At 61.7% G+C, this 18,674-nt stretch carries 24 protein-coding genes; 13 read left to right on the top strand and 11 right to left on the bottom strand.

The features are described 5' to 3' along the window. Positions 1-45: 45 nt before the first annotated feature. The 4 genes from IFT44_RS15930 to IFT44_RS15915 all read right to left on the bottom strand — a co-directional run bounded on the left by IFT44_RS15930 (position 46) and on the right by IFT44_RS15915 (position 3,643). Complete coding sequence (locus IFT44_RS15930; RefSeq protein WP_192176212.1) at positions 46-804, bottom strand: uroporphyrinogen-III synthase; 759 nt, start codon at positions 802-804, stop codon at positions 46-48. Further along, on the bottom strand, positions 801-1,742 hold the full coding sequence (hemC, locus tag IFT44_RS15925) for a hydroxymethylbilane synthase (protein WP_122479919.1): 942 nt from the start codon (positions 1,740-1,742) through the stop codon (positions 801-803). Before hemC ends, IFT44_RS15930 begins: the two co-directional genes overlap by 4 nt. A gap of 90 nt (positions 1,743-1,832) precedes the next feature. Then, positions 1,833-2,579 carry a LytR/AlgR family response regulator transcription factor gene (locus IFT44_RS15920; protein WP_122479920.1) on the bottom strand — a complete coding sequence of 249 codons (747 nt, stop codon included), beginning with the start codon at positions 2,577-2,579 and terminating at the stop codon, positions 1,833-1,835. Continuing rightward, complete coding sequence (locus IFT44_RS15915) at positions 2,576-3,643, bottom strand: sensor histidine kinase (protein ID WP_122479921.1); 1,068 nt, start codon at positions 3,641-3,643, stop codon at positions 2,576-2,578. Before IFT44_RS15915 ends, IFT44_RS15920 begins: the two co-directional genes overlap by 4 nt. Positions 3,644-3,869: 226 nt before the next feature. On the opposite strand from IFT44_RS15915, the gene argH reads away from it, so the two are divergent. The 3 genes from argH to IFT44_RS15900 all read left to right on the top strand — a co-directional run bounded on the left by argH (position 3,870) and on the right by IFT44_RS15900 (position 6,046). Further along, positions 3,870-5,264 carry an argininosuccinate lyase gene (gene argH / locus IFT44_RS15910; RefSeq protein WP_192176211.1) on the top strand — a complete coding sequence of 465 codons (1,395 nt, stop codon included), beginning with the start codon at positions 3,870-3,872 and terminating at the stop codon, positions 5,262-5,264. Positions 5,265-5,393: 129 nt separating this feature from the next. Next, entirely contained in the window at positions 5,394-5,672 is a 279-nt protein-coding gene (locus IFT44_RS15905) for a hypothetical protein (RefSeq protein ID WP_192059379.1), read from the top strand. Between the two features lie 125 nt (positions 5,673-5,797). Beyond that, positions 5,798-6,046, top strand: a complete 249-nt coding sequence (locus tag IFT44_RS15900; protein WP_122479924.1) for a TIGR02647 family protein — start codon at positions 5,798-5,800, stop codon at positions 6,044-6,046. 29 nt (positions 6,047-6,075) lie between these two features. On the opposite strand, the gene IFT44_RS15895 is transcribed toward IFT44_RS15900, so the two are convergent. Continuing rightward, on the bottom strand, positions 6,076-6,312 hold the full coding sequence (locus tag IFT44_RS15895; RefSeq protein ID WP_192055088.1) for a DUF1289 domain-containing protein: 237 nt from the start codon (positions 6,310-6,312) through the stop codon (positions 6,076-6,078). Then, entirely contained in the window at positions 6,312-6,638 is a 327-nt protein-coding gene (gene cyaY, locus IFT44_RS15890; protein WP_122479926.1) for an iron donor protein CyaY, read from the bottom strand. Before cyaY ends, IFT44_RS15895 begins: the two co-directional genes overlap by 1 nt. A 184-nt stretch (positions 6,639-6,822) precedes the next feature. On the opposite strand from cyaY, the gene lptM reads away from it, so the two are divergent. Genes lptM through IFT44_RS15860 form a run of 6 tightly spaced genes read left to right on the top strand, consistent with a single transcriptional unit; the run spans position 6,823 to position 11,375 of the window. Further along, the gene (gene lptM / locus IFT44_RS15885; protein ID WP_043192229.1) at positions 6,823-6,972 is read left to right on the top strand and encodes an LPS translocon maturation chaperone LptM; all 150 of its coding nucleotides are present in this window, start codon (positions 6,823-6,825) and stop codon (positions 6,970-6,972) included. 9 nt (positions 6,973-6,981) lie between these two features. After that, positions 6,982-8,229, top strand: a complete 1,248-nt coding sequence (lysA, locus tag IFT44_RS15880; RefSeq protein ID WP_192103119.1) for a diaminopimelate decarboxylase — start codon at positions 6,982-6,984, stop codon at positions 8,227-8,229. A gap of 4 nt (positions 8,230-8,233) precedes the next feature. Continuing rightward, complete coding sequence (dapF, locus tag IFT44_RS15875; RefSeq protein WP_192176210.1) at positions 8,234-9,064, top strand: diaminopimelate epimerase; 831 nt, start codon at positions 8,234-8,236, stop codon at positions 9,062-9,064. Positions 9,065-9,077: 13 nt separating this feature from the next. Beyond that, positions 9,078-9,785, top strand: a complete 708-nt coding sequence (locus IFT44_RS15870) for a DUF484 family protein (RefSeq protein ID WP_192176209.1) — start codon at positions 9,078-9,080, stop codon at positions 9,783-9,785. Position 9,786: 1 nt separating this feature from the next. Then, complete coding sequence (xerC, locus tag IFT44_RS15865) at positions 9,787-10,683, top strand: tyrosine recombinase XerC (protein ID WP_192176208.1); 897 nt, start codon at positions 9,787-9,789, stop codon at positions 10,681-10,683. Continuing rightward, the gene (locus tag IFT44_RS15860; protein WP_192176207.1) at positions 10,680-11,375 is read left to right on the top strand and encodes an HAD family hydrolase; all 696 of its coding nucleotides are present in this window, start codon (positions 10,680-10,682) and stop codon (positions 11,373-11,375) included. Before xerC ends, IFT44_RS15860 begins: the two co-directional genes overlap by 4 nt. A 123-nt stretch (positions 11,376-11,498) precedes the next feature. On the opposite strand, the gene sutA is transcribed toward IFT44_RS15860, so the two are convergent. From sutA to glnK, 4 genes are all read right to left on the bottom strand, one after another. Further along, the gene (gene sutA, locus IFT44_RS15855) at positions 11,499-11,822 is read right to left on the bottom strand and encodes a transcriptional regulator SutA (protein WP_122479932.1); all 324 of its coding nucleotides are present in this window, start codon (positions 11,820-11,822) and stop codon (positions 11,499-11,501) included. A gap of 99 nt (positions 11,823-11,921) precedes the next feature. Then, positions 11,922-12,347 carry a secondary thiamine-phosphate synthase enzyme YjbQ gene (locus tag IFT44_RS15850; protein WP_122479933.1) on the bottom strand — a complete coding sequence of 142 codons (426 nt, stop codon included), beginning with the start codon at positions 12,345-12,347 and terminating at the stop codon, positions 11,922-11,924. 201 nt (positions 12,348-12,548) lie between these two features. Continuing rightward, positions 12,549-13,883 carry an ammonium transporter gene (locus IFT44_RS15845; protein WP_122479934.1) on the bottom strand — a complete coding sequence of 445 codons (1,335 nt, stop codon included), beginning with the start codon at positions 13,881-13,883 and terminating at the stop codon, positions 12,549-12,551. Between the two features lie 40 nt (positions 13,884-13,923). After that, complete coding sequence (glnK, locus tag IFT44_RS15840; RefSeq protein ID WP_002555808.1) at positions 13,924-14,262, bottom strand: P-II family nitrogen regulator; 339 nt, start codon at positions 14,260-14,262, stop codon at positions 13,924-13,926. A 413-nt stretch (positions 14,263-14,675) separates the two neighbouring features. Here glnK and IFT44_RS15835 point away from each other — a divergent pair, with 413 nt between their 5' ends. Both IFT44_RS15835 and IFT44_RS15830 read left to right on the top strand, forming a co-directional pair. Continuing rightward, entirely contained in the window at positions 14,676-14,936 is a 261-nt protein-coding gene (locus IFT44_RS15835; protein ID WP_122479935.1) for an accessory factor UbiK family protein, read from the top strand. A gap of 86 nt (positions 14,937-15,022) precedes the next feature. Continuing rightward, positions 15,023-15,964 carry a LysR family transcriptional regulator gene (locus IFT44_RS15830; protein WP_192176206.1) on the top strand — a complete coding sequence of 314 codons (942 nt, stop codon included), beginning with the start codon at positions 15,023-15,025 and terminating at the stop codon, positions 15,962-15,964. Here IFT44_RS15830 and IFT44_RS15825 read toward each other — a convergent pair. Then, positions 15,912-16,823, bottom strand: coding sequence for a LysR family transcriptional regulator (locus tag IFT44_RS15825; protein ID WP_192176205.1), 912 nt, complete (start codon positions 16,821-16,823; stop codon positions 15,912-15,914). The genes IFT44_RS15830 and IFT44_RS15825 overlap by 53 nt on opposite strands. Positions 16,824-16,913: 90 nt before the next feature. On the opposite strand from IFT44_RS15825, the gene IFT44_RS15820 reads away from it, so the two are divergent. Then, the gene (locus IFT44_RS15820) at positions 16,914-17,786 is read left to right on the top strand and encodes an aspartyl/asparaginyl beta-hydroxylase domain-containing protein (protein WP_192137840.1); all 873 of its coding nucleotides are present in this window, start codon (positions 16,914-16,916) and stop codon (positions 17,784-17,786) included. Positions 17,787-17,795: 9 nt separating this feature from the next. Beyond that, the gene (locus tag IFT44_RS15815; protein WP_197975888.1) at positions 17,796-18,656 is read left to right on the top strand and encodes a DMT family transporter; all 861 of its coding nucleotides are present in this window, start codon (positions 17,796-17,798) and stop codon (positions 18,654-18,656) included. Positions 18,657-18,674 lie beyond the last annotated feature (18 nt).

The raw sequence follows: 18,674 nt of genomic DNA, 5'->3' as shown, positions 1-18,674 counted from the left end.
CCATCCTTTGCATAGGGGCGCGGTCGCCTCGCTGGCGGTCGCGCCTTACGATCTGGGTGCGGCCTGCGTGCGCAGCGCCGCCAGCAACGCCGAGGTACTGGCACCTCGGCAATCCACAACATTCACCGCACCGGCTTCACGCGCCAGCGCAGCTACCCGCGGGCTGGGCACGAACAGCGGCAGGGTACGGATCACCGACCACTGCTCGCCTGCCAATTGGTGCAAGTGTTGAAAACCCTGCCCACTGCTGACCACCAAGGCGTTCAAGCGTTCCGATGCGACACGGGACGCCAGCGCACCCGGTGGGTAGACCGGAATGCTGCGTCGGTACAGTTGCAGATACTCTACCGTCGCGCCCTGCTCACGCAAGTGCTCGGCCAGAGCCTCGCGTCCGCCTTCGCCACGGATGATCAGCACCCGTGGATCGGGGCTCGCCAATGCGACGCGCAATTGGGCCAGATTCAGCAAGGCTTCGCTATCGTCTCCTGTTTCAGGATACGTCACGGTCAGCCCACGCTCTTCGAGAATGGCCGCCGTGCCGGCACCGACGCTGAACCACGAGGTCTGCCTGAGGTTGGCAGGCGCGCGGTCCAGGGCCAGGCGCGCGGCGGGCTTGCTGACCACGATCACGGCATTGTATCGATTCAGTTCGGCCAGCACCTGCCGCTGAGTGTCGCTGTCCGCTAGCGGCTCGATCGCCAGCAATGGCAGGCTCGCCGCGAACACGCCCTGTTCCAGCAGCGCCTGGGCTTGCAGCGCGCACTCGTCGCAGGGTCGGGTCAGCAACACTCGCCAAGGGTTCAAGGATGACCGGCCTCGCCGTACACCGCGCGCAGAATGTCGTCGGCGCCCTGCTCCAGCAAGGCTTCGGCCACCTGTACGCCCAACTGTTGCGCATCGGCCAGCGGCGCGCGTGCCTGAGCATGCAGCAGACGCTGCCCAGCCGGGTCGCCCACCAGGCCGCGCAGCCAGATCTGTTCCCCTTCGAGCACGGCGTAACAGGCGATGGGCACCTGGCAACCACCGTTGAGGTGCTTGTTCAAGGCACGCTCGGCGCTCACGCGAAATTCGGTATCGCGGTGATGCAATGACCCCAGCAGCGCGTGGATCTCGCTGTCGGCCGTCCGGCACTCGATGCCGACCGCGCCCTGGCCGCCCGCAGGCAGGCTGTCTTCGACGCTGATGCTGGTGGTGATGCGCTCTTCGAAGCCCAGGCGGATCAGGCCGGCCGCAGCCAGAATGATCGCGTCGTATTCACCGGCATCGAGCTTGGCCAGGCGGGTGTTGACGTTGCCGCGCAGAAAGCGGATCTGCAGGTCGGGACGTCGCGCCAGCAGCTGGGTCTGGCGACGCAGGCTGGAGGTGCCGACGATGCTGCCGGGCGGCAGCGCCTCCAGGCTGTCCCAGGCGTTGGAAACGAAGGCGTCGCGAGGGTCTTCGCGCTCGCAGATGCAGTACAGCCCCAGCCCGTCGGGGAAGTCCATCGGCACGTCTTTCATCGAGTGCACGGCGATGTCCGCCGTGCCTTCGAGCAGGGCGGTTTCCAGCTCCTTGACGAACAGCCCCTTGCCGCCGATCTTCGACAAGGGTGAGTCGAGCAGCTTGTCGCCGCGACTGACCATCGGCACCAGGGTGACCTGCAGATCGGGATGCGCCTGCTCCAGGCGGGCCTTGACGTATTCGGCCTGCCACAGAGCAAGCGCGCTTTTACGGGTGGCGATGCGGATTTCGCGAATGGGCATGAATCGATCCGTATGAAGATTAGCGGACGATGATACCAGCTGTGCGCCAGGCCGCGCCCAGCCCGGCGGACTGGGCACGCCTGCTGAGGGCTAGAGGTGCTGCATCATCTTGCGCACGCCGGCCACATGGCGTCGGCTGACGATCAGCGCGTCGCCGTTGAGCCCCTTCAGATAGAGCTGAAAGTGACCCAGGGGCGTGCGCTGCAAGCGCTCGATGCGCTCGCGGGCCACCAGGGCGTTGCGATGGATACGCACGAAGCGATCGCCAAACTCGTCTTCCAACGCCTTGAGCGGTTCATCGAGCAAGACCTCGCCGCCTTCGTGGCGCAGGGTGACGTACTTGTGATCGGCAATGAAGTAGATCACCTGATCCAACGGAATCAACTCGATGCCCTTGCGGGTTCTTGCGCTTATGTGGCTGCGCGGACCGGTCCCCGCCTCGGCCGCCGGACGTGTCAGGGCGGCCAGTTGCACGCGGTTGGGTTTTTCCGCCTTCTTCAACGCTTCGAGCAGGTGTTCGGAGCGCACTGGCTTGACCAGGTAGCCCACGGCACTGACCTGAAAGGCATCCAGGGCAAACTCGTCATGGGCGGTGCAGAACACCACCGCCGGCGGCGTGTCGCGCTCGCACAGCCTGGCGGCGACCTGCAGGCCATCCAGGCCGGGCATGCGAATGTCGAGCAGGACTACGTCCGGCTTCTGTGCCTCGATCATGCTCAAGGCTTCTTCGCCGTTGCTGGCGCCGGGTTCGAGCACATGGTAGCCCTCGAGCTCGCCAACCAGTCGGCTCAAACGTTCGCGGGCAAGGGGTTCGTCATCAACGATCAGGACATTCATAGAGCGCTGGATTCCTGCGTGAGTCTCGCACATGGATAACGTAGACAAGTGAAGTGACGACCGTCACGGCGATTCACGCTAAGACTTGCGCGCGGACCGAAAAGTGCCGCAAGTCGAGCGCCAATGTTTGCCAGCGCCTGCTGGGTTCCGCCCGACGCCTGCGCTGTGGCGGCCTCTTGGTAGGGATTGCTGATGGTCAATATGAACTCTCCCCCTTTGTAGTCGGCCTCCACGCTGACCACCCCGCCCGAAATCAAAGGGGCGATGCCATGTACCAGCGCATTCTCCAACAACGGTTGCAAAGTAAGTTGGGGGATCGGCAGATCATCCGGGATTGTTTCGATCCTCCAGTGCAACTGTAGACGCTCGCCGAGACGATATTGCTCAATCGATAAATAACGTTTGGCCAACTCCACCTCATCACGCCACATCACCAGGCTGTTGGGCTGGGCCAGGCTGGCACGAAACAGGTCGGACAGATTGAGCACCGCCTGCTCGGCCTTGACCGGATCGCTGACCACCAGGCTGGCGATGCTGTTCAAGCTATTGAACAGAAAGTGCGGGCGAATGCGCGCCTGCAGGGCCTGGATACGCGACTGCAATTCGGCCTGTTGCTGGCGCCGCCACTGGCTCTGCAGGTAGAAGTAGCGCAGCAGCAAGGCCGACATGATCAGCCCGATCAGGGCGTGGCGCAGGTACCGATTGACCTCCACGGTCGGCGTGTCGAGCCCGCCCAACTGGAAGTAGTCGATCACCGCCGTGCCCGCGAGGGTCAGGCCCACCACCAGGGCGCAGCACAACCCACCCGCCATACCGGGGCGCAGGCGCGCCAGCCAGGGGCGCAGGGCACAGAGCAAGGCCGCCGAGAGCAGCACGATCCATTGCACGAACAGCGAAGTCAGGGCCAGGCGCACCCAGTTGAAGCCTGGGTTCATGGGTTCGGCCAGCACTAGCACGAACACCAGCAACTGCGCCAGCACGATCAGCATCAACAGTGCCTGGGGCAGGCATAGCTCGGGCAGGAAAAAGTCCGGCTCGGGAGGGTTCGACGGCTTGCTGAACATGTACGGTTCCCTGGCTGCTGTAGTGTGTCGCAGGCCTCTTCGCGGGCAGAGACCCGCTCCCACAGGTCAACGTGATCACTTGTGAGAGCGGAGGCGGGCGGCGAGCCCTCTGCCCGCGAAGGAGTGAATGCAGACGATAGACACCTGCACTATGCCGCCAACAGACCCGGGCCGCATTTGTTATTATTGCGGCAATTTCCCGTTCACGCCTTGCACGAGCCAATTCATGAGCACTGACAAGACCAACCAGTCCTGGGGCGGCCGCTTCAGTGAACCCGTCGACGCCTTCGTCGCCCGCTTCACCGCCTCGGTCGATTTCGACCAGCGCCTGTACCGCCATGACATCATGGGCTCGATCGCCCACGCCACCATGCTGGCCAAGGTCGGTGTGCTCACCGATGCGGAGCGCGACACCATCGTCGACGGTCTGCGCACCATCGAGCAGGAAATCCAGGCGGGCCAGTTCGACTGGCGCACGGATCTGGAAGACGTGCACATGAACATCGAAGCGCGCCTGACCGATCGCATCGGTGTCACCGGCAAGAAGCTGCACACCGGACGCAGCCGCAACGATCAGGTGGCCACCGACATTCGCCTGTGGCTGCGTGACGAGATCGACCTCATCCTCAGCGAAATCACCCGCCTGCAGCAGGGATTGCTGGAACAGGCCGAGCGCGAGGCCGACACCATCATGCCGGGCTTCACCCACCTGCAGACCGCGCAGCCGGTAACCTTCGGGCATCACCTGCTGGCGTGGTTCGAAATGCTCAGCCGCGACCATGAACGTCTGGTCGATTGCCGCAAGCGCACCAACCGCATGCCGCTGGGCAGCGCCGCGCTGGCCGGCACCACCTACCCCATCGACCGCGAGCTGACCTGCACGCTGCTGGGCTTCGAAGCCGTCGGCGGCAACTCGCTGGATGGCGTTTCGGACCGTGACTTCGCCATCGAATTCTGCGCTGCGGCCAGCATCGCGATGATGCACCTGTCGCGCTTCTCCGAGGAGCTGGTGCTGTGGACCAGCGCGCAATTCCAGTTCATCGACCTGCCCGACCGCTTCTGCACCGGCAGCTCGATCATGCCGCAGAAGAAGAACCCCGACGTACCGGAACTGGTGCGCGGCAAGAGCGGCCGGGTATTCGGTGCGCTGATGGGCCTGCTGACCCTGATGAAGGGCCAGCCGCTGGCCTACAACAAGGACAACCAGGAAGACAAGGAACCGCTGTTCGACGCCGCCGACACGCTGCGCGACTCGCTGCGGGCCTTTGCCGACATGATCCCGGCCATCAAGCCCAAGCACGCCATGATGCGCGAAGCCGCGCTGCGTGGTTTCTCCACCGCCACCGACCTCGCCGATTACCTGGTGCGCCGTGGCCTGCCGTTCCGCGATTGCCACGAGATCGTCGGGCATGCGGTCAAGCATGGCGTGGACACCGGCAAGGACCTGGCGGAAATGAGCCTGGAAGAGCTGCGCCGGTTCAGCGACCAGATCGATGCGGACGTGTTCGAGGTATTGACCCTGGAAGGCTCGGTCAATGCCCGCGACCACATCGGCGGCACGGCGCCTGCTCAGGTACGTGCGGCAGTCGCTCGCGGCCGCGATTTGCTGGCGGCTCGCTAGGCGCTTGGCAGGTCCGGCCTCTTCGCGCCCTTCTCCCACAGTAGATGTTAGATATCCTGTGGGAGCGGGTCTCTGCCCGCGAAGGGCTCCCCCCAGAACCCGACATTGACCCCGATCGAGAACATCCCCATGAGCGACAACCTGCCAGACGACGACGAAGCATTTGCCGAAGCCACCCTCACCCAGGCCATCGAGAATCAGATCGAAAGCGACAACCCGCCCGCGGCCAAGGCCACGTTCAACAAGCTGACGCTGGTGGGCTATGAGCGCGAGGACATCCTCAACATGATGGCCCATGTACTGGCGATCGAGATCGATGCCATTCTGGAGCAGGATCGCGCGTTCGACACGGCCTGGTACGAAGCCGCTCTGCGTGCCTTGCCCGAGCTGCCCGCGGAAAAAGTCTGACGCTGAACAGGCGCGTTCGCCTGCGGCTGACTACACTGGAAAAACCCCGCTGCCACGGTGTCGGGGTACAGCGTTCAGCGCCCCTCGGTGCTGTCGTTCATTCCATAAGAAAGTCGGGAGCGCCTATGTCGTCCTACACCCCGGAACTGGTTGCCGAGCTGGAAATCCTTGCCCTGTTCAACCTCGGCAACACCATGGAAGGTCTGAAAATCCACCACACTGCATCACCTGCGGCCATTGCCGCCGCGACTCGCCTGCATGAAAAGGAATTGATCACCAAGCCCGATGGCGGCTACCTGACCAGCCTGGGCCATGAGGCTGCCGGGCACGCGCAGTCATTGCTCACCATCCTGACGGTGGCCGAGCCTGCCTGAGCATCGGGGCTTGATGAAAGCAGGTGCTGTCAGTCGCCAGCAGGCGCCGACAGCGCCTGCAACCGGCGCTGCTCGGCCACAGCGATGATCTGGCGCCGCGTATCGTCATCGGCCGAGCGCCAGGCGCGGATATCCTCGACATGGCGGAAACACCCTTGGCAAACGCGTTCTTCGTCCAGCCGGCACAGGCTCACGCAAGGTGACTGTACCGACGGGCTGACGTTGCTGTAGAGCGGCTTGGGCGCGCGTGCGGGCTGGCTCACCATCAGATCTCTTCGAAATCCAGCTCGACGCCGGCCTGTTCCTCGGTCGCCCGGGCCAGTACCTCGCCCAGCAATTCCTCGGATTTCTCGCAGCGCCACTTGCCCGACTCTTCGTCGTAATCGAAGTGATAGCCACCGGAGCGCGCGGCAAGCCACAGCTGGCGCAGCGGCTCCTGGCGGCTGATGATCAGCTGGCTGCCGTTGTCGAACTTGATGGTCATCATGCCGGCGGAAATTTCGATGTCGTCGGCGTGGTCTTCGAGCAACTCCTCCAGCGCCTGCTGGGTGGCATCGACCAGGTCGTGGAAACGGGCTTCGGTCAAACTCATTGCAGGAACCTCGGAAAGTGTCTGTTCGCGCTACGGGCGGCAAGATACGAGCAGCCAGCGGTTTATGCAAAGCATAATGCACCCGTCTGGATCGGTGGCACCGCTGGCGGCCCACCTGCATAGCCACCATGCCGGGCGCTGGGTATACTCGGGCGCAATTACTGCTTATACAAAGGATTTCGCCATGAAGCGCCTGATCTCTTCCCTGGCCGCGCTCGTCGCCGTTGCCTGCCTGGTGTCCGCCTGTGGTCAAAAGGGCCCGCTTTACCTGCCCGATGACAGCAAATCTCCCGAGGACCAAGCCAAGTCGTCGCAACCGCACAAGCACTACTAAGGGAACACCATGGACGCTTTTCAACGCCGCGACGGTGAACTGTTTGCCGAAGGCGTAGCCCTGTCGGCCGTGGCCCAGCGCTTCGGCACGCCGACGTACGTCTACTCGCGCGCCCACATCGAGGCGCAGTACAACGCCTACGCCGATGCCCTGCAGGGCACCCCGTCGCTGGTCTGCTTTGCCGTGAAGGCCAACTCCAACCTGGCCGTGCTCAATGTCCTGGCGCGTTTGGGCGCCGGTTTCGACATCGTCTCGGGCGGCGAACTGGAGCGCGTGCTGGCTGCGGGCGGGCGCGCCGAGCGCGTAGTGTTTTCCGGGGTCGGCAAGACCCGCGCCGACATGCGCCGCGCCCTCGAAGTAGGCGTGCACTGCTTCAACGTCGAATCCACCGACGAGCTGGAACGCCTGCAGGAAGTCGCCGCCGAGCTAGGCGTGCGCGCGCCTGTGTCGCTACGGGTCAATCCGGACGTCGACGCGGGCACCCACCCGTACATTTCCACGGGCTTGAAAGAGAACAAGTTCGGCATCGACATCGCTGCAGCCGAAGACGTCTATGTACGTGCCGCGCAGTTGCCCAACCTCGACGTGATCGGCGTGGATTGCCACATCGGCTCGCAACTGACCACGCTGGCACCGTTCCTCGACGCCCTGGATCGCTTGCTCGACCTGGTCGATCGCCTTGGCGACTGCGGCATCTACCTGCGCCACATCGACCTGGGCGGTGGCCTGGGCGTGCGCTACAGCGAAGAGCAGCCGCCCTTGGTTGCCGACTACATCCAGGCCGTGCGCGAGCGCCTGGACGGTCGCGAGCTGACCCTGGTGTTCGAGCCGGGGCGGTTCATCGTGGCCAATGCCGGGGTCTTGCTGACTCAGGTGGAATACCTCAAGCATACCGAGCACAAGGATTTCGCCATCGTCGACGCGGCGATGAACGACCTGATCCGCCCGGCCCTGTACCAGGCATGGATGAATGTCAGCCCGGTCAAGCCGCGGGAAGGTCAGGCACGTGCCTACGACATCGTCGGGCCGATCTGCGAAACCGGTGACTTCCTGGCCAAGGAGCGTGAACTGGTGCTGGCCGAAGGCGACTTGCTGGCCGTGCATTCGGCCGGCGCCTACGGTTTCGTCATGAGCTCGAACTACAACACGCGCGGCCGCTGTGCCGAGGTGCTGGTCGATGGTGACCAGGCATTCGAAGTACGCCGCCGCGAAACCGTGGCCGAGCTTTTCGCCGGCGAAAGCCTGTTGCCGGAGTAATCCCATGCTACTGCGTTTTACCAAGATGCATGGCCTGGGCAACGACTTCATGGTGCTGGACCTGGTCAGCCAACATGCCCATATCCTGCCCAGGCATGCCAAGCAGTGGGGCGATCGCCACACCGGCATCGGCTTCGATCAATTGCTGCTGGTCGAAGCGCCGAACAATCCCGATGTCGACTTCCGCTATCGCATCTTCAATTCCGACGGTTCGGAGGTGGAGCAATGCGGCAACGGCGCGCGCTGCTTCGCCCGCTTCGTGCTGGACAAGCGCCTCACGGCCAAGAAGACCATTCGCGTGGAAACCAAGGGCGGCATCATCACCCTGGACGTCCGCAGCGATGGTCAGATCAGCGTCGACATGGGCCCGCCGCGCCTGGTGCCGGCCGACATCCCGTTCCAGGCCGACTCCCAGGCGCGCAGCTACGAGCTGTCCGTCGATGGCCAGAGCGTCGAGATCGCCGCCCTGTCCATGGGCAACCCCCACGCAGTGCTGCGTGTCGACGACATCAACAATGCGCCGGTGCACGCACTGGGGCCGAAGATCGAACACCATCCGCGCTTTCCGGCACGGGTGAACGTGGGCTTTCTGCACGTAGTCGATCGCACCCGCGCGCAGTTGCGTGTCTGGGAGCGTGGCGCCGGCGAGACCCAGGCCTGTGGCACCGGCGCCTGTGCTGCCGCAGTCGCAGCCATCAGCCAGGGCTGGATGGATTCGCCACTGCTGCTCGACCTGCCGGGCGGCCGCCTGTCCATCGAATGGGCCGGGCCAGGCCATTCGGTGATCATGACCGGCCCTGCGGTTCGGGTCTTCGAAGGACAAGTGCGTTTATGACCGAGTACAGCCAATGACCGACCAGCCTCAAGTACCCGCGCCTGCGGAGGTCCTGGAGGCTTCGGCCGTGGCCGACTTTCTTGCCGCCAACCCGGCGTTCTTCGAGCAGCATGAGGAATTGCTGACTCAGCTGCGCCTGCCCCACCAGCGCGGCGACACGGTGTCGCTGGTGGAACGGCAGATGAGTCTGCTGCGCGACCGCAACGGCGAGATGCGCCAGCGCCTTTCGCACCTGATGGAGGTCGCGCGCGACAACGATCGCCTGTTCGAGAAGACTCGCCGCCTGATTCTGGCCATGCTCGATGCCGCGTCCCTGGACGAGCTGGTGATCAGCGTCGAAGACAGCCTGCGCGAAGACTTCCAGGTGCCCTTCGTCAGCCTGATCCTGTTCAACGACATTCCCGCCCCGGTAGGCCGCAGCGTGACCAGTGGTGAAGCGCAGCAGGCCATCGGTGGGCTGTTGTCGGAGGGCAAGTCGCTCAGTGGTGCCTTGCGCGAACACGAACTGGCGTTCCTGTTCGGCAGCGACCAGGCCCCGCAGGTCGGCTCGACCGCGCTGGTGCCATTGCTGCATCAAGGCCTGCACGGCGTACTGGCCATCGGCAGCCGCGACCCTGCGCACTACAAGAGTTCGGTGGGCACGCTGTTCCTCAGCCATATCGGCGAAGTGCTCAGCCGGGTATTGCCACGCTACACCGGCGCGCTGCGCTCGGTACGTTGAGGTGCGCGAACAACTGGATGCCTACTGCACGCACCTGCGCAGTGAGCGCCAGGTGTCGGTGCATACCTTGGATGCCTACCGGCGCGACCTGACCAAGGTCATCGAATTTTGCGAGAAGGAAGGCCTGGCGACCTGGCAGGGAATGGACATCCAGCTGCTGCGGCGTCTGATCGCTCGCCAGAATCAGCAAGGGCAGTCGTCGCGCAGTCTGGCGCGCCTGCTTTCGGCCGTGCGTGGCCTGTATCGCTACCTTAATCGCGAAGGCCTCTGCAGCCACGACCCGGCCAATGGCCTGGCGCCGCCCAAGGGTGAGCGTCGCCTGCCCAAGACGCTGGATACCGATCGCGCCCTGCAGCTGCTCGAAGGTGCGGTGGAAGACGACTTCCTGGCCCATCGCGACCAGGCCATTCTCGAGCTGTTCTATTCTTCGGGTCTGCGCTTGTCGGAGCTGACCAGCCTCGACCTCGGGCAGCTCGACCTCGCCGACGGCCTGGTGCAGGTGCATGGCAAGGGCAGCAAGACCCGTGTACTGCCCGTGGGTCGCAAGGCGCGCGCGGCGCTGGAGCAGTGGCTGGCGCTGCGCTCGATGAGCAACCCCATCGACGATGCCGTGTTCGTCAGCCAGCAGGGCCGCAGGCTCGGGCCGCGTGCCATCCAGGTACGGGTCAAGGCCGCCGGCGAGCGTGAGCTGGGGCAGAACCTGCATCCGCACATGCTGCGTCATTCGTTTGCCAGCCACCTGCTCGAGTCGTCCCACGACCTGCGTGCCGTGCAGGAGATGCTTGGCCACGCCGACATCGCTACCACGCAGATCTATACCCACCTGGACTTCCAGCACCTGGCCAGTGTCTACGACAGTGCCCACCCACGGGCAAAACGCAAAGGCGGCGACTCATGAGCATCAAGCTGATCACTTTCGACCTCGACGACACCCTGTGGGATACCGCCCCGGTCATCGTCAGCGCCGAAGCCATCCTGCGCGACTGGCTGGCCGACCAGGCGCCGGCACTGGGCCCAGTGCCGGTCGAGCACCTGTTCCAGATCCGCCAGCGCCTGGTCGACGCCGACCCTTCGCTCAAGCACCGCATCAGCGCGCTGCGCCGTCGTGTGCTGCGGCACACCATGCAAGACGCTGGCTATGCCGAGGATGAAGCGGCCTCGCTGGCAGACAGGGCCTTCGAGGTATTCCTGCACGCTCGGCATCAGGTGGAGATCTTTCCCGAGGCCCAGCCAGCTCTGGAGATCCTTTGCCAGCGTTATACCCTGGGCGTGGTTACCAACGGCAACGCCGATGTGCGTCGACTGGGCATCGCCGATTTCTTCACCTTTGCGCTGTGTGCCGAGGACCTGGGCGTGGGCAAGCCGGATTCGCGGCCCTTTCTGGAAGCCATGCGCCTGGGCGATGCGGGCGCCCACGAATCGGTGCACATTGGCGATCACCCCAGCGATGACATCGTCGGCGCGCAGAAGGCGGGCATGAAGGCCATCTGGTACAACCCGCAAGGCAAGCCATGGGCCGCCGAAGGCAAACCTGACGCCGAGGTCGCCAGCCTGGCACAGTTGCCTGCACTGCTGCTGCAACTGGGCTAGCTGTGGGAGCGGACGGGCGGCGAGTTCTCTGCCCGCGAAGAGGCCGTCAGGGTCTACCCCGCACCCACAAAAAAGCCCGCAGCGACCGCGGGCTTTTTCAATGTTGCTTCGAGCGACGAGCCTTCAGATAGGGCGGCTGCCGTACTTGTTGTCGGGCTTCTTGGGTGGATCGGCCACCACGTTGGGCTCGACTTCCTGCACCTTGCCGCCGCGCGACAGGAACTCTTCCATCGCCCGAGCCAGCGCATCGCGCTCTTTGTTCTTGGCTTCGATACTCGGCAGTTCATCCACCGACACCGCCGCCTTGGCCTTGCCCTTGGCAGCGGGCACGGGTGTGTCGCCACCGTCGTCCTCCGCAACGTCTTCGGCAGCCGCCTCGAGGGTTTCTTCGGCCTCGTCTTCTTCGCCTACTTCGAGGTCGTCGTTTTCCAGATCATCGTCGCTCATGTTCTACCTCATGACTTGCGAAAGCAGATTATTTATAGCCCAGCTTTACCTTATGTCGACGGTTGCCGGAAAAAATTCACATCCACTGGTAACCAGCGGTCAAGCGTCCTCGCCATACAGCGTGGCAAGGACCCGACGCGCGCCGCCATGATCGCGATGCTCGCCCAAATAAATACCTTGCCAGGTACCTGTCGCCAGCCTTCCCGAGGTCACCGGAACGGTCACCTGGCAGCCCAGCAAGCTGGCCTTGAAGTGCGCTGGCAGGTCGTCGGGCCCTTCGTCGTTGTGCTCGAAACCGTCTGCACCCTGTGGCACGAGGCGGTTGAAGAAACGCTCGAAGTCCCGGCGAACGGCCGGATCGGCGTTTTCGTTGACGGTCAACGACGCCGAAGTGTGTTGCAGCCACAAATGCAGCAGGCCCACGCGGCATTCGCGCAGGCGCGGCAGTTGTGCGAGCAACTCGTCAGTCACCAGGTGAAACCCGCGAGGCCTGGCTCGCAAGGTGATGAGGGTTTGCTGCCACATACCGTTCTCGTCCGTTCGGGGCGCATTCTAGCGCGCTCTGGGAAAAAGCAAAGAGCCTGTTCGCGACTGTTTTGCACTGAGCCGCCGCGCGCGATCGCTACGGCAGCCGACAGCCCCGGCGGCAAACCCACCGGACCTGAAGCAGATGACAAATCGCAGGCAAAAAAATGCCCGGCAAGCCGGGCATTTTTTTCCGAACGGTTACAAGTTGTAGCCGCGCTCGTTGTGCTGCGCGAGGTCAAGGCCCACGGCCTCTTCTTCTTCGTTGACTCGCAGACCCATCACCGCATCCAGCACCTTGAGGATGACGTAGGTCACGATACCGGTGTAGACCACGGTGAAGCCGACGCCCTTGAGCTGGATCCAGACCTGCGCGCCGATGTCTTCGACGGTGCCGAAACCACCCAGCGCGGGCGCTGCGAACACGCCAGTCAGAATCGCGCCGACGATGCCGCCGATGCCGTGTACACCGAAGGCGTCCAGGGAGTCGTCGTAGCCCATCTTGCGCTTGAGCGTAGTGGCGCAGAGGAAGCAGATGACACCGGCCACCAGGCCGATTGCCAGTGCGCCCATCGGACCGACAGTACCGGCCGCCGGAGTGATGGCCACCAGGCCAGCGACCACGCCCGAAGCGATGCCCAGTGCGCTTGGCTTACCGTGGGTCAGCCACTCGGCGAACATCCAGCCCAGCGCCGCAGCGGCGGTGGCGATCTGGGTGACCAGCATTGCCATGCCGGCAGTGCCGTTCGCCGCTGCAGCCGAACCGGCGTTGAAGCCGAACCAGCCGATCCACAGCATGGCCGCGCCGATCAGGGTGTAGCCCAGGTTGTGCGGCGCCATCGGGGTGGTCGGGTAGCCCTTGCGCTTGCCCAGCACGATGCACGCAACCAGACCGGCAACACCGGCGTTGATATGCACTACGGTACCGCCCGCGAAGTCCAGCACGCCCCAGTCCCACATCAGGCCGCCGTTGCCGGACCAGACCATGTGCGCGATGGGTGCATAGACCAGGGTGAACCAGATGGCCATGAAGATCAGCATCGCGGAGAACTTCATGCGCTCGGCGAAGGCGCCGACGATCAGCGCCGGTGTGATGATGGCGAAGGTCATCTGGAAGGTGATGAACACTGCCTCAGGGAACAGTGCCGCCGGGCCGGTGACGCTGCTCGGCGTCACGCCGCTGAGGAAAGCCTTGGACAGCCCGCCGACGAAGGAATTGAAGTTGACGACGCCCTGCTCCATGCCGGTGGTGTCAAAGGCCAGGCTATAGCCGTAGACCATCCACAGGATGCTGATCAGGCCAGTAATGGCGAAACACTGCATCATCACCGAGAGCACGTTCTTGGAGCGCACCATGCCGCCGTAGAACAACGCCAGGCCAGGAATGGTCATGAACAGCACGAGGGCGGTCGCGGTCAGCATCCAGGCGGTATCGCCGGAGTTGAGAACGGGGGCTGCCGCCTCGTCCGCCAGGGCAAGGCCTGGCATTGCGAGGGACAACAGGGCTCCTAGCCCTGCGAATTGACGCAGAGTCATATTGTTTACTCCTGGGGCGTTGGGTTGTGTCGGCTTTTTTTTAGATTGCGTCGGTATCGGTTTCGCCGGTACGAATGCGAATCGCCTGTTCCAGATTGACCACGAAAATCTTGCCGTCGCCGATCTTGCCGGTGTTGGCGGCCTTGGTGATGGCTTCGATGACGCGATCCAGATCCTTGTCATCAATGGCGACGTCGATCTTGACCTTGGGCAGGAAGTCGACCACGTACTCCGCGCCGCGATACAGCTCGGTATGGCCTTTCTGCCGACCGAAACCCTTGACTTCGGTAACGGTGATGCCTTGCACGCCGATTTCCGACAACGACTCGCGCACGTCGTCCAGCTTGAATGGCTTGATGATGGCAGTGACTAGCTTCATGAAACTCTCTCCCGAATTGGTGGACTTGCCCCAGGAAAACAAACCCGGATCAAGTCTAAGCGCAGTGCCTGGCTTTGTAACGCGTCGTCGACCCCGCAGCCCGGACCGACAACCGATAAACGACTGCTGACGAAACACGTCCCTTGAAGCTGCGCACCGTTCTCGTCACGACGAGTCCATCAGTGCATGGGTCTCTTGGCTCTAAGCAGAAAGCTTGCCATGTCGTGCAAACCGCGAGATTTGGCCACCCTGCGCGGCTTTTGTGCAGCGCCTTGATGAAGCAGAGCGAGCCGGCGCACAACAAGGGTGCAGTGCCGGGCACCACTGTGCGCGAAAACCGTGCGCGGGCGTCCGGCTTTTCAGGCCATGGCTGCGTGATACACTGCGCATCACTTTGTCTCAGGAAATTTCCCATGCTCCCGCCCAAAGCGTTCCTCGACACCCTGAGCGACCACGCCTCGCGCTTGTTCAGCGGTGACACCGCACAGCCGCGCGCGGAGCTCGAAGGTCAGTTCAAGGCATTGCTGCAGTCCGGCTTCAGCAAGCTCGACCTGGTCAGCCGCGAGGAATTCGACAGCCAGATGGTCGTGCTGGCGCGTACCCGTGCGCGCTTGGAGAGCCTGGAAGCCAAAGTCGCCGAGATGGAAGCCAAGGCAGCACCCAAGGCCGAGTAATATCTGAGACGCAGCTCGGTGGCCGATCGGCTGCACCGCTTTGTGCCACGCTCGGCATTGCCATTGAACAGCAGGGACGTGCTTCGATGAACCGCAACGAGCTGCGCAAGGCCGATATCAACCTGATGGTGGTGTTCGAAGCCCTCATGCTCGAGCGCAACGTCACCCGCGTCGCGGAAAAGCTGTTCCTCGGCCAGCCCACGGTCAGTTCAGCCCTGAACCGACTGCGCGCCCTGTTCAACGACCCGCTGTTCATCCGCATCGGCCATCGCATGGAACCCACCGCGCGCGCCGAGGAAATCATTCGGCACCTCTCCCCCGCGCTGGACGCGATGTCGGTGGCGCTGAGCCTGACCCATGATTTCGACCCGGCCGTAAGCACCATGACCTTCCGCATCGGCCTGTCCGACGACGTCGAGTTCGGCCTGCTGCCGCAAGTGCTGCGCGCACTGCGCACCGAGGCGCCGAAAGTGGTGATCGTGGTGCAGCACGTGGATTACTGGCGCATTCCCGACCTGCTCGCCTCCGGCGACATCACCGTGGGCATCAGCCAGACCCGCGGCCTGCCGGCCAATGCCAAGCGCAAACTATTACGCCGCATGCGCCCCCGCGTGCTGCGCGCCGATAAATCGGCCACCCCTCTGACCCTGGACGAATACTGCGCCCGGCCCCACGTACTGGTGTCACCGACTGCGCACACCAGCGGTATCGCCGATGAGTGGCTGCAGGAAATCGGCCGCACCCGCCAAGTGGTGCTGTCGGTGCCCCAGTTCAGCTCGCTGCCCGCCCTGCTAGCCGGCACCGACATGCTCGCCGGCCTGCCCGACTACGCCGCCACCGCGATGGCCGCCCATGGAAACCTGTTCGACGAACCGCTACCGTTCGATGCGCCGACGCTGGATTTGTCGATGGTGTGGTTGAGCATCACCGATACGGATCCGGCGGAGCGGTGGTTGCGGTCGCGGCTGGAGGCGTTCATGGGAGATCGAGGTGGGGTAACGGACTTTTCTGCTGCTCGAGGTGTTTGAAGTAGCTACGTACTATTTCACTGAAATGTTGCAGTACGTTTGAGTTGGCGTCGCTGCGGCAAGCGAGCGACAAGCCCACTCGGCCAAGCCGTGGAAATCCATCATCCGGGCCTAGCGCGCGATAGTCACCCGTCATCGAGCTGGGGAGAACAGCCGATACATAGCGACCAGAACCGATTGCGGCTAAAATGCCAGCATACGTTGTGCTCTGTAGGCCGACGCTATATGCCTTACGCACCCGATCCAGCGCACTCAGCGCCACAGCACGGTCGCCGCATCCGGAAGTGAACAATGCCAAGGGTAGCGGCTCAATAGACGCAACGTTACTCGCTGTTGAGCATACCCAAGCGAGTGTTTCGGTATAAACAAGTTCGGCGTTTATATGATGAGGACAGGCCTGGGTCAAGACGAGATCAAGCTGTCCAAGCTCGTAAAGCTTCCATATGTCAACGCCGTATCCTGTAACAACCTCAAAATTCACCTCTGATGTATCTGTTGCAAGAAATGCGCGCAACAACTCAGATAGATAACTTGATGCATAGACGTCTGAGGTGCCGATACGAATCACCCGAACGGAGCGCTGGCCTGTAAGCTCTGACACTGCCCGATCGTTGACCTCAAGCAGGCGTAGAGCATAGGACAACAACCGCTCCCCGCTAGCCGTCAGTTCAAGGCCATGCGTATCTCTTTTGAATAACCGTACTTGTAGTTGAGCCTCCAGCTTTTGTATCTGTTGACTGACCGCTGACTGCACCCTGTGCAATCGCAAAGCGGCCCTGGAAAAACTCTTGGTGTCCACGACCGTCACGAACGCTCGGAGCTGGTTGTGATCTAAATTCACAATTTTATCGGTTATCACGTTTCAAGATACCTCTCATCATCATTTCTCGTACACAGCCGATCAATCAAGCCGCTAATATTGGCGCATCAAAAGCACAAGGAGTGCAATATGACATCCACCATCATCGGAAAAATAGACATAGCTTCTTACAATATTGAAAGTGAAATAAAGCATCTGAATGGTATCGAAAAAATCCCTGAAGCCTACGACGAGTTTGGTCAAGGGCATTGGAAGAACATATCGCTTTACAATGCTTCCGGAGACTGTGGTGATAGCACCTACCGGAACACTAGCGAATGTCGACCAACCTCACACTTGACAACGTGCGTTGAAATCAATCGCTTGATAGTTGAAAACTTTAAATTTGACGATTTGAAGATGGTCCGCGCACGCAGCCTTGTCGATGGCATGGTTATTCCGCATCGGGACTTCGTCGAGTTTGATGGACAACACCAATATTTGCGCTTATTTGTACCGCTTGAAGATAACTCTGAAGCTTTTCATTCCGATGAAACAGGTGTATTTCAAATGAAATCGGGCGAAGTCTGGTTTCTTGACGCAGCGGTGAATCACGCCGCTATCAATGTTGGCCTGAAGAGCCGGATGTTTCTGTGCTTGGACTTTCTGCTTGGGCCGGAAGACGAACAGCGATCTGTGCTCTTGCAATCTTCAAAATTATTACCTCTAGAGCAGAGAATTGATATCACGCGAGCGGCGATAGCGGAAAGCCGCATTGAAGGAATCATAGACGCAGTGGCCGTGATCATCAGCCGCCATACAATGAAAGATATTATCTTTGCCCTGTCAAAGTACCACTTCAAGTATGACATTCCTGTTCTGGCGTGTTACGACTGGATAAGGGATGCGGCATTACGTGCCGGCGATCAAGAAGTAGCGGCCAGGATGCAGGCCCTCAAACATTATCTGGTCGAACATAGGTCGATCAACGAACGCTTCAGGATCAACGACTGGCGTAACTAAGGGCGCGGTATGATGATCGCCTTACAGAGTTGCTTGCCTCTTTTATTCCTGCTGGCGTGGAGCAGTGGAGCCGTGTTTGCCAAGCTAGGGTTGGAAGACGCTTCGGTTTCAGTTTTCCTGGCTATCCGCGCATCAGGTGCTCTGCTGGCGGTGTTGGTTTTGTGCACACTGTATAGCGGAGGAGCAGGCATAAGGTCCAAGCTATCATTACCTGTCAACCTCTTGCTAAAAACGCTCGTCACAGGACTTCTACTGCAAGTTTTTTATCAATCAGCCTACTTCCTTGCCTTGGACCACGGCCTGACTCCAGGGCTGCTGGCGCTGGTATTGGGATTACAGCCATTGCTTACTCCGTTGATAGCGGGCGAGCCCATTGCCCGCCATCGGTTTCTCTTCCTAGCGCTAGGGTTAGGTGGCCTAGTGCTCGCGGTGATAGGCGCCAAAAATGTCAGCGGTTTCACATTAGCGGGATTGGCATTCGCATGGGTTTCTGTCATAGCGATCACTCTCGGCTCGGTCATGCAAAAAAAATTGAGCATTGACCCTATGGTATCTGCTTTTTATCAAAACCTGATCGCCGCAAGTGTCTTTATAACAGCACTACCATTAACGACTGTCCGGCTCGACATTACACCTACCTTCATGATGTCGGCAGCGTGGATGATCCTTGTTGTCTCAACGCTCGCCGTACTCCTGTTGTTTTATATGCTGTCATCTAGGTCGGCCAGCCAAGTTAGCTTTTTATTCTATTTGGTACCGCTATTTACGATAGCACTGGACTACCTGGTCTTTGGACACTCTATAAGCATCGTTACGTGTATCGGTGCGTTCTTCATCATCATGGCCATGAGAGGTTTCAACCAGACGTAGGAGCGTATGCCACCTCCT

This window comes from Pseudomonas sp. CFBP 13710, from assembly GCF_014842235.1.
Classification (GTDB): Bacteria; Pseudomonadota; Gammaproteobacteria; order Pseudomonadales; family Pseudomonadaceae; genus Aquipseudomonas; species Aquipseudomonas baltica.
The sequence above is the reverse complement of the archived record's forward strand: the minus strand, read 5'-3'. Positions and strand labels throughout refer to the sequence as shown.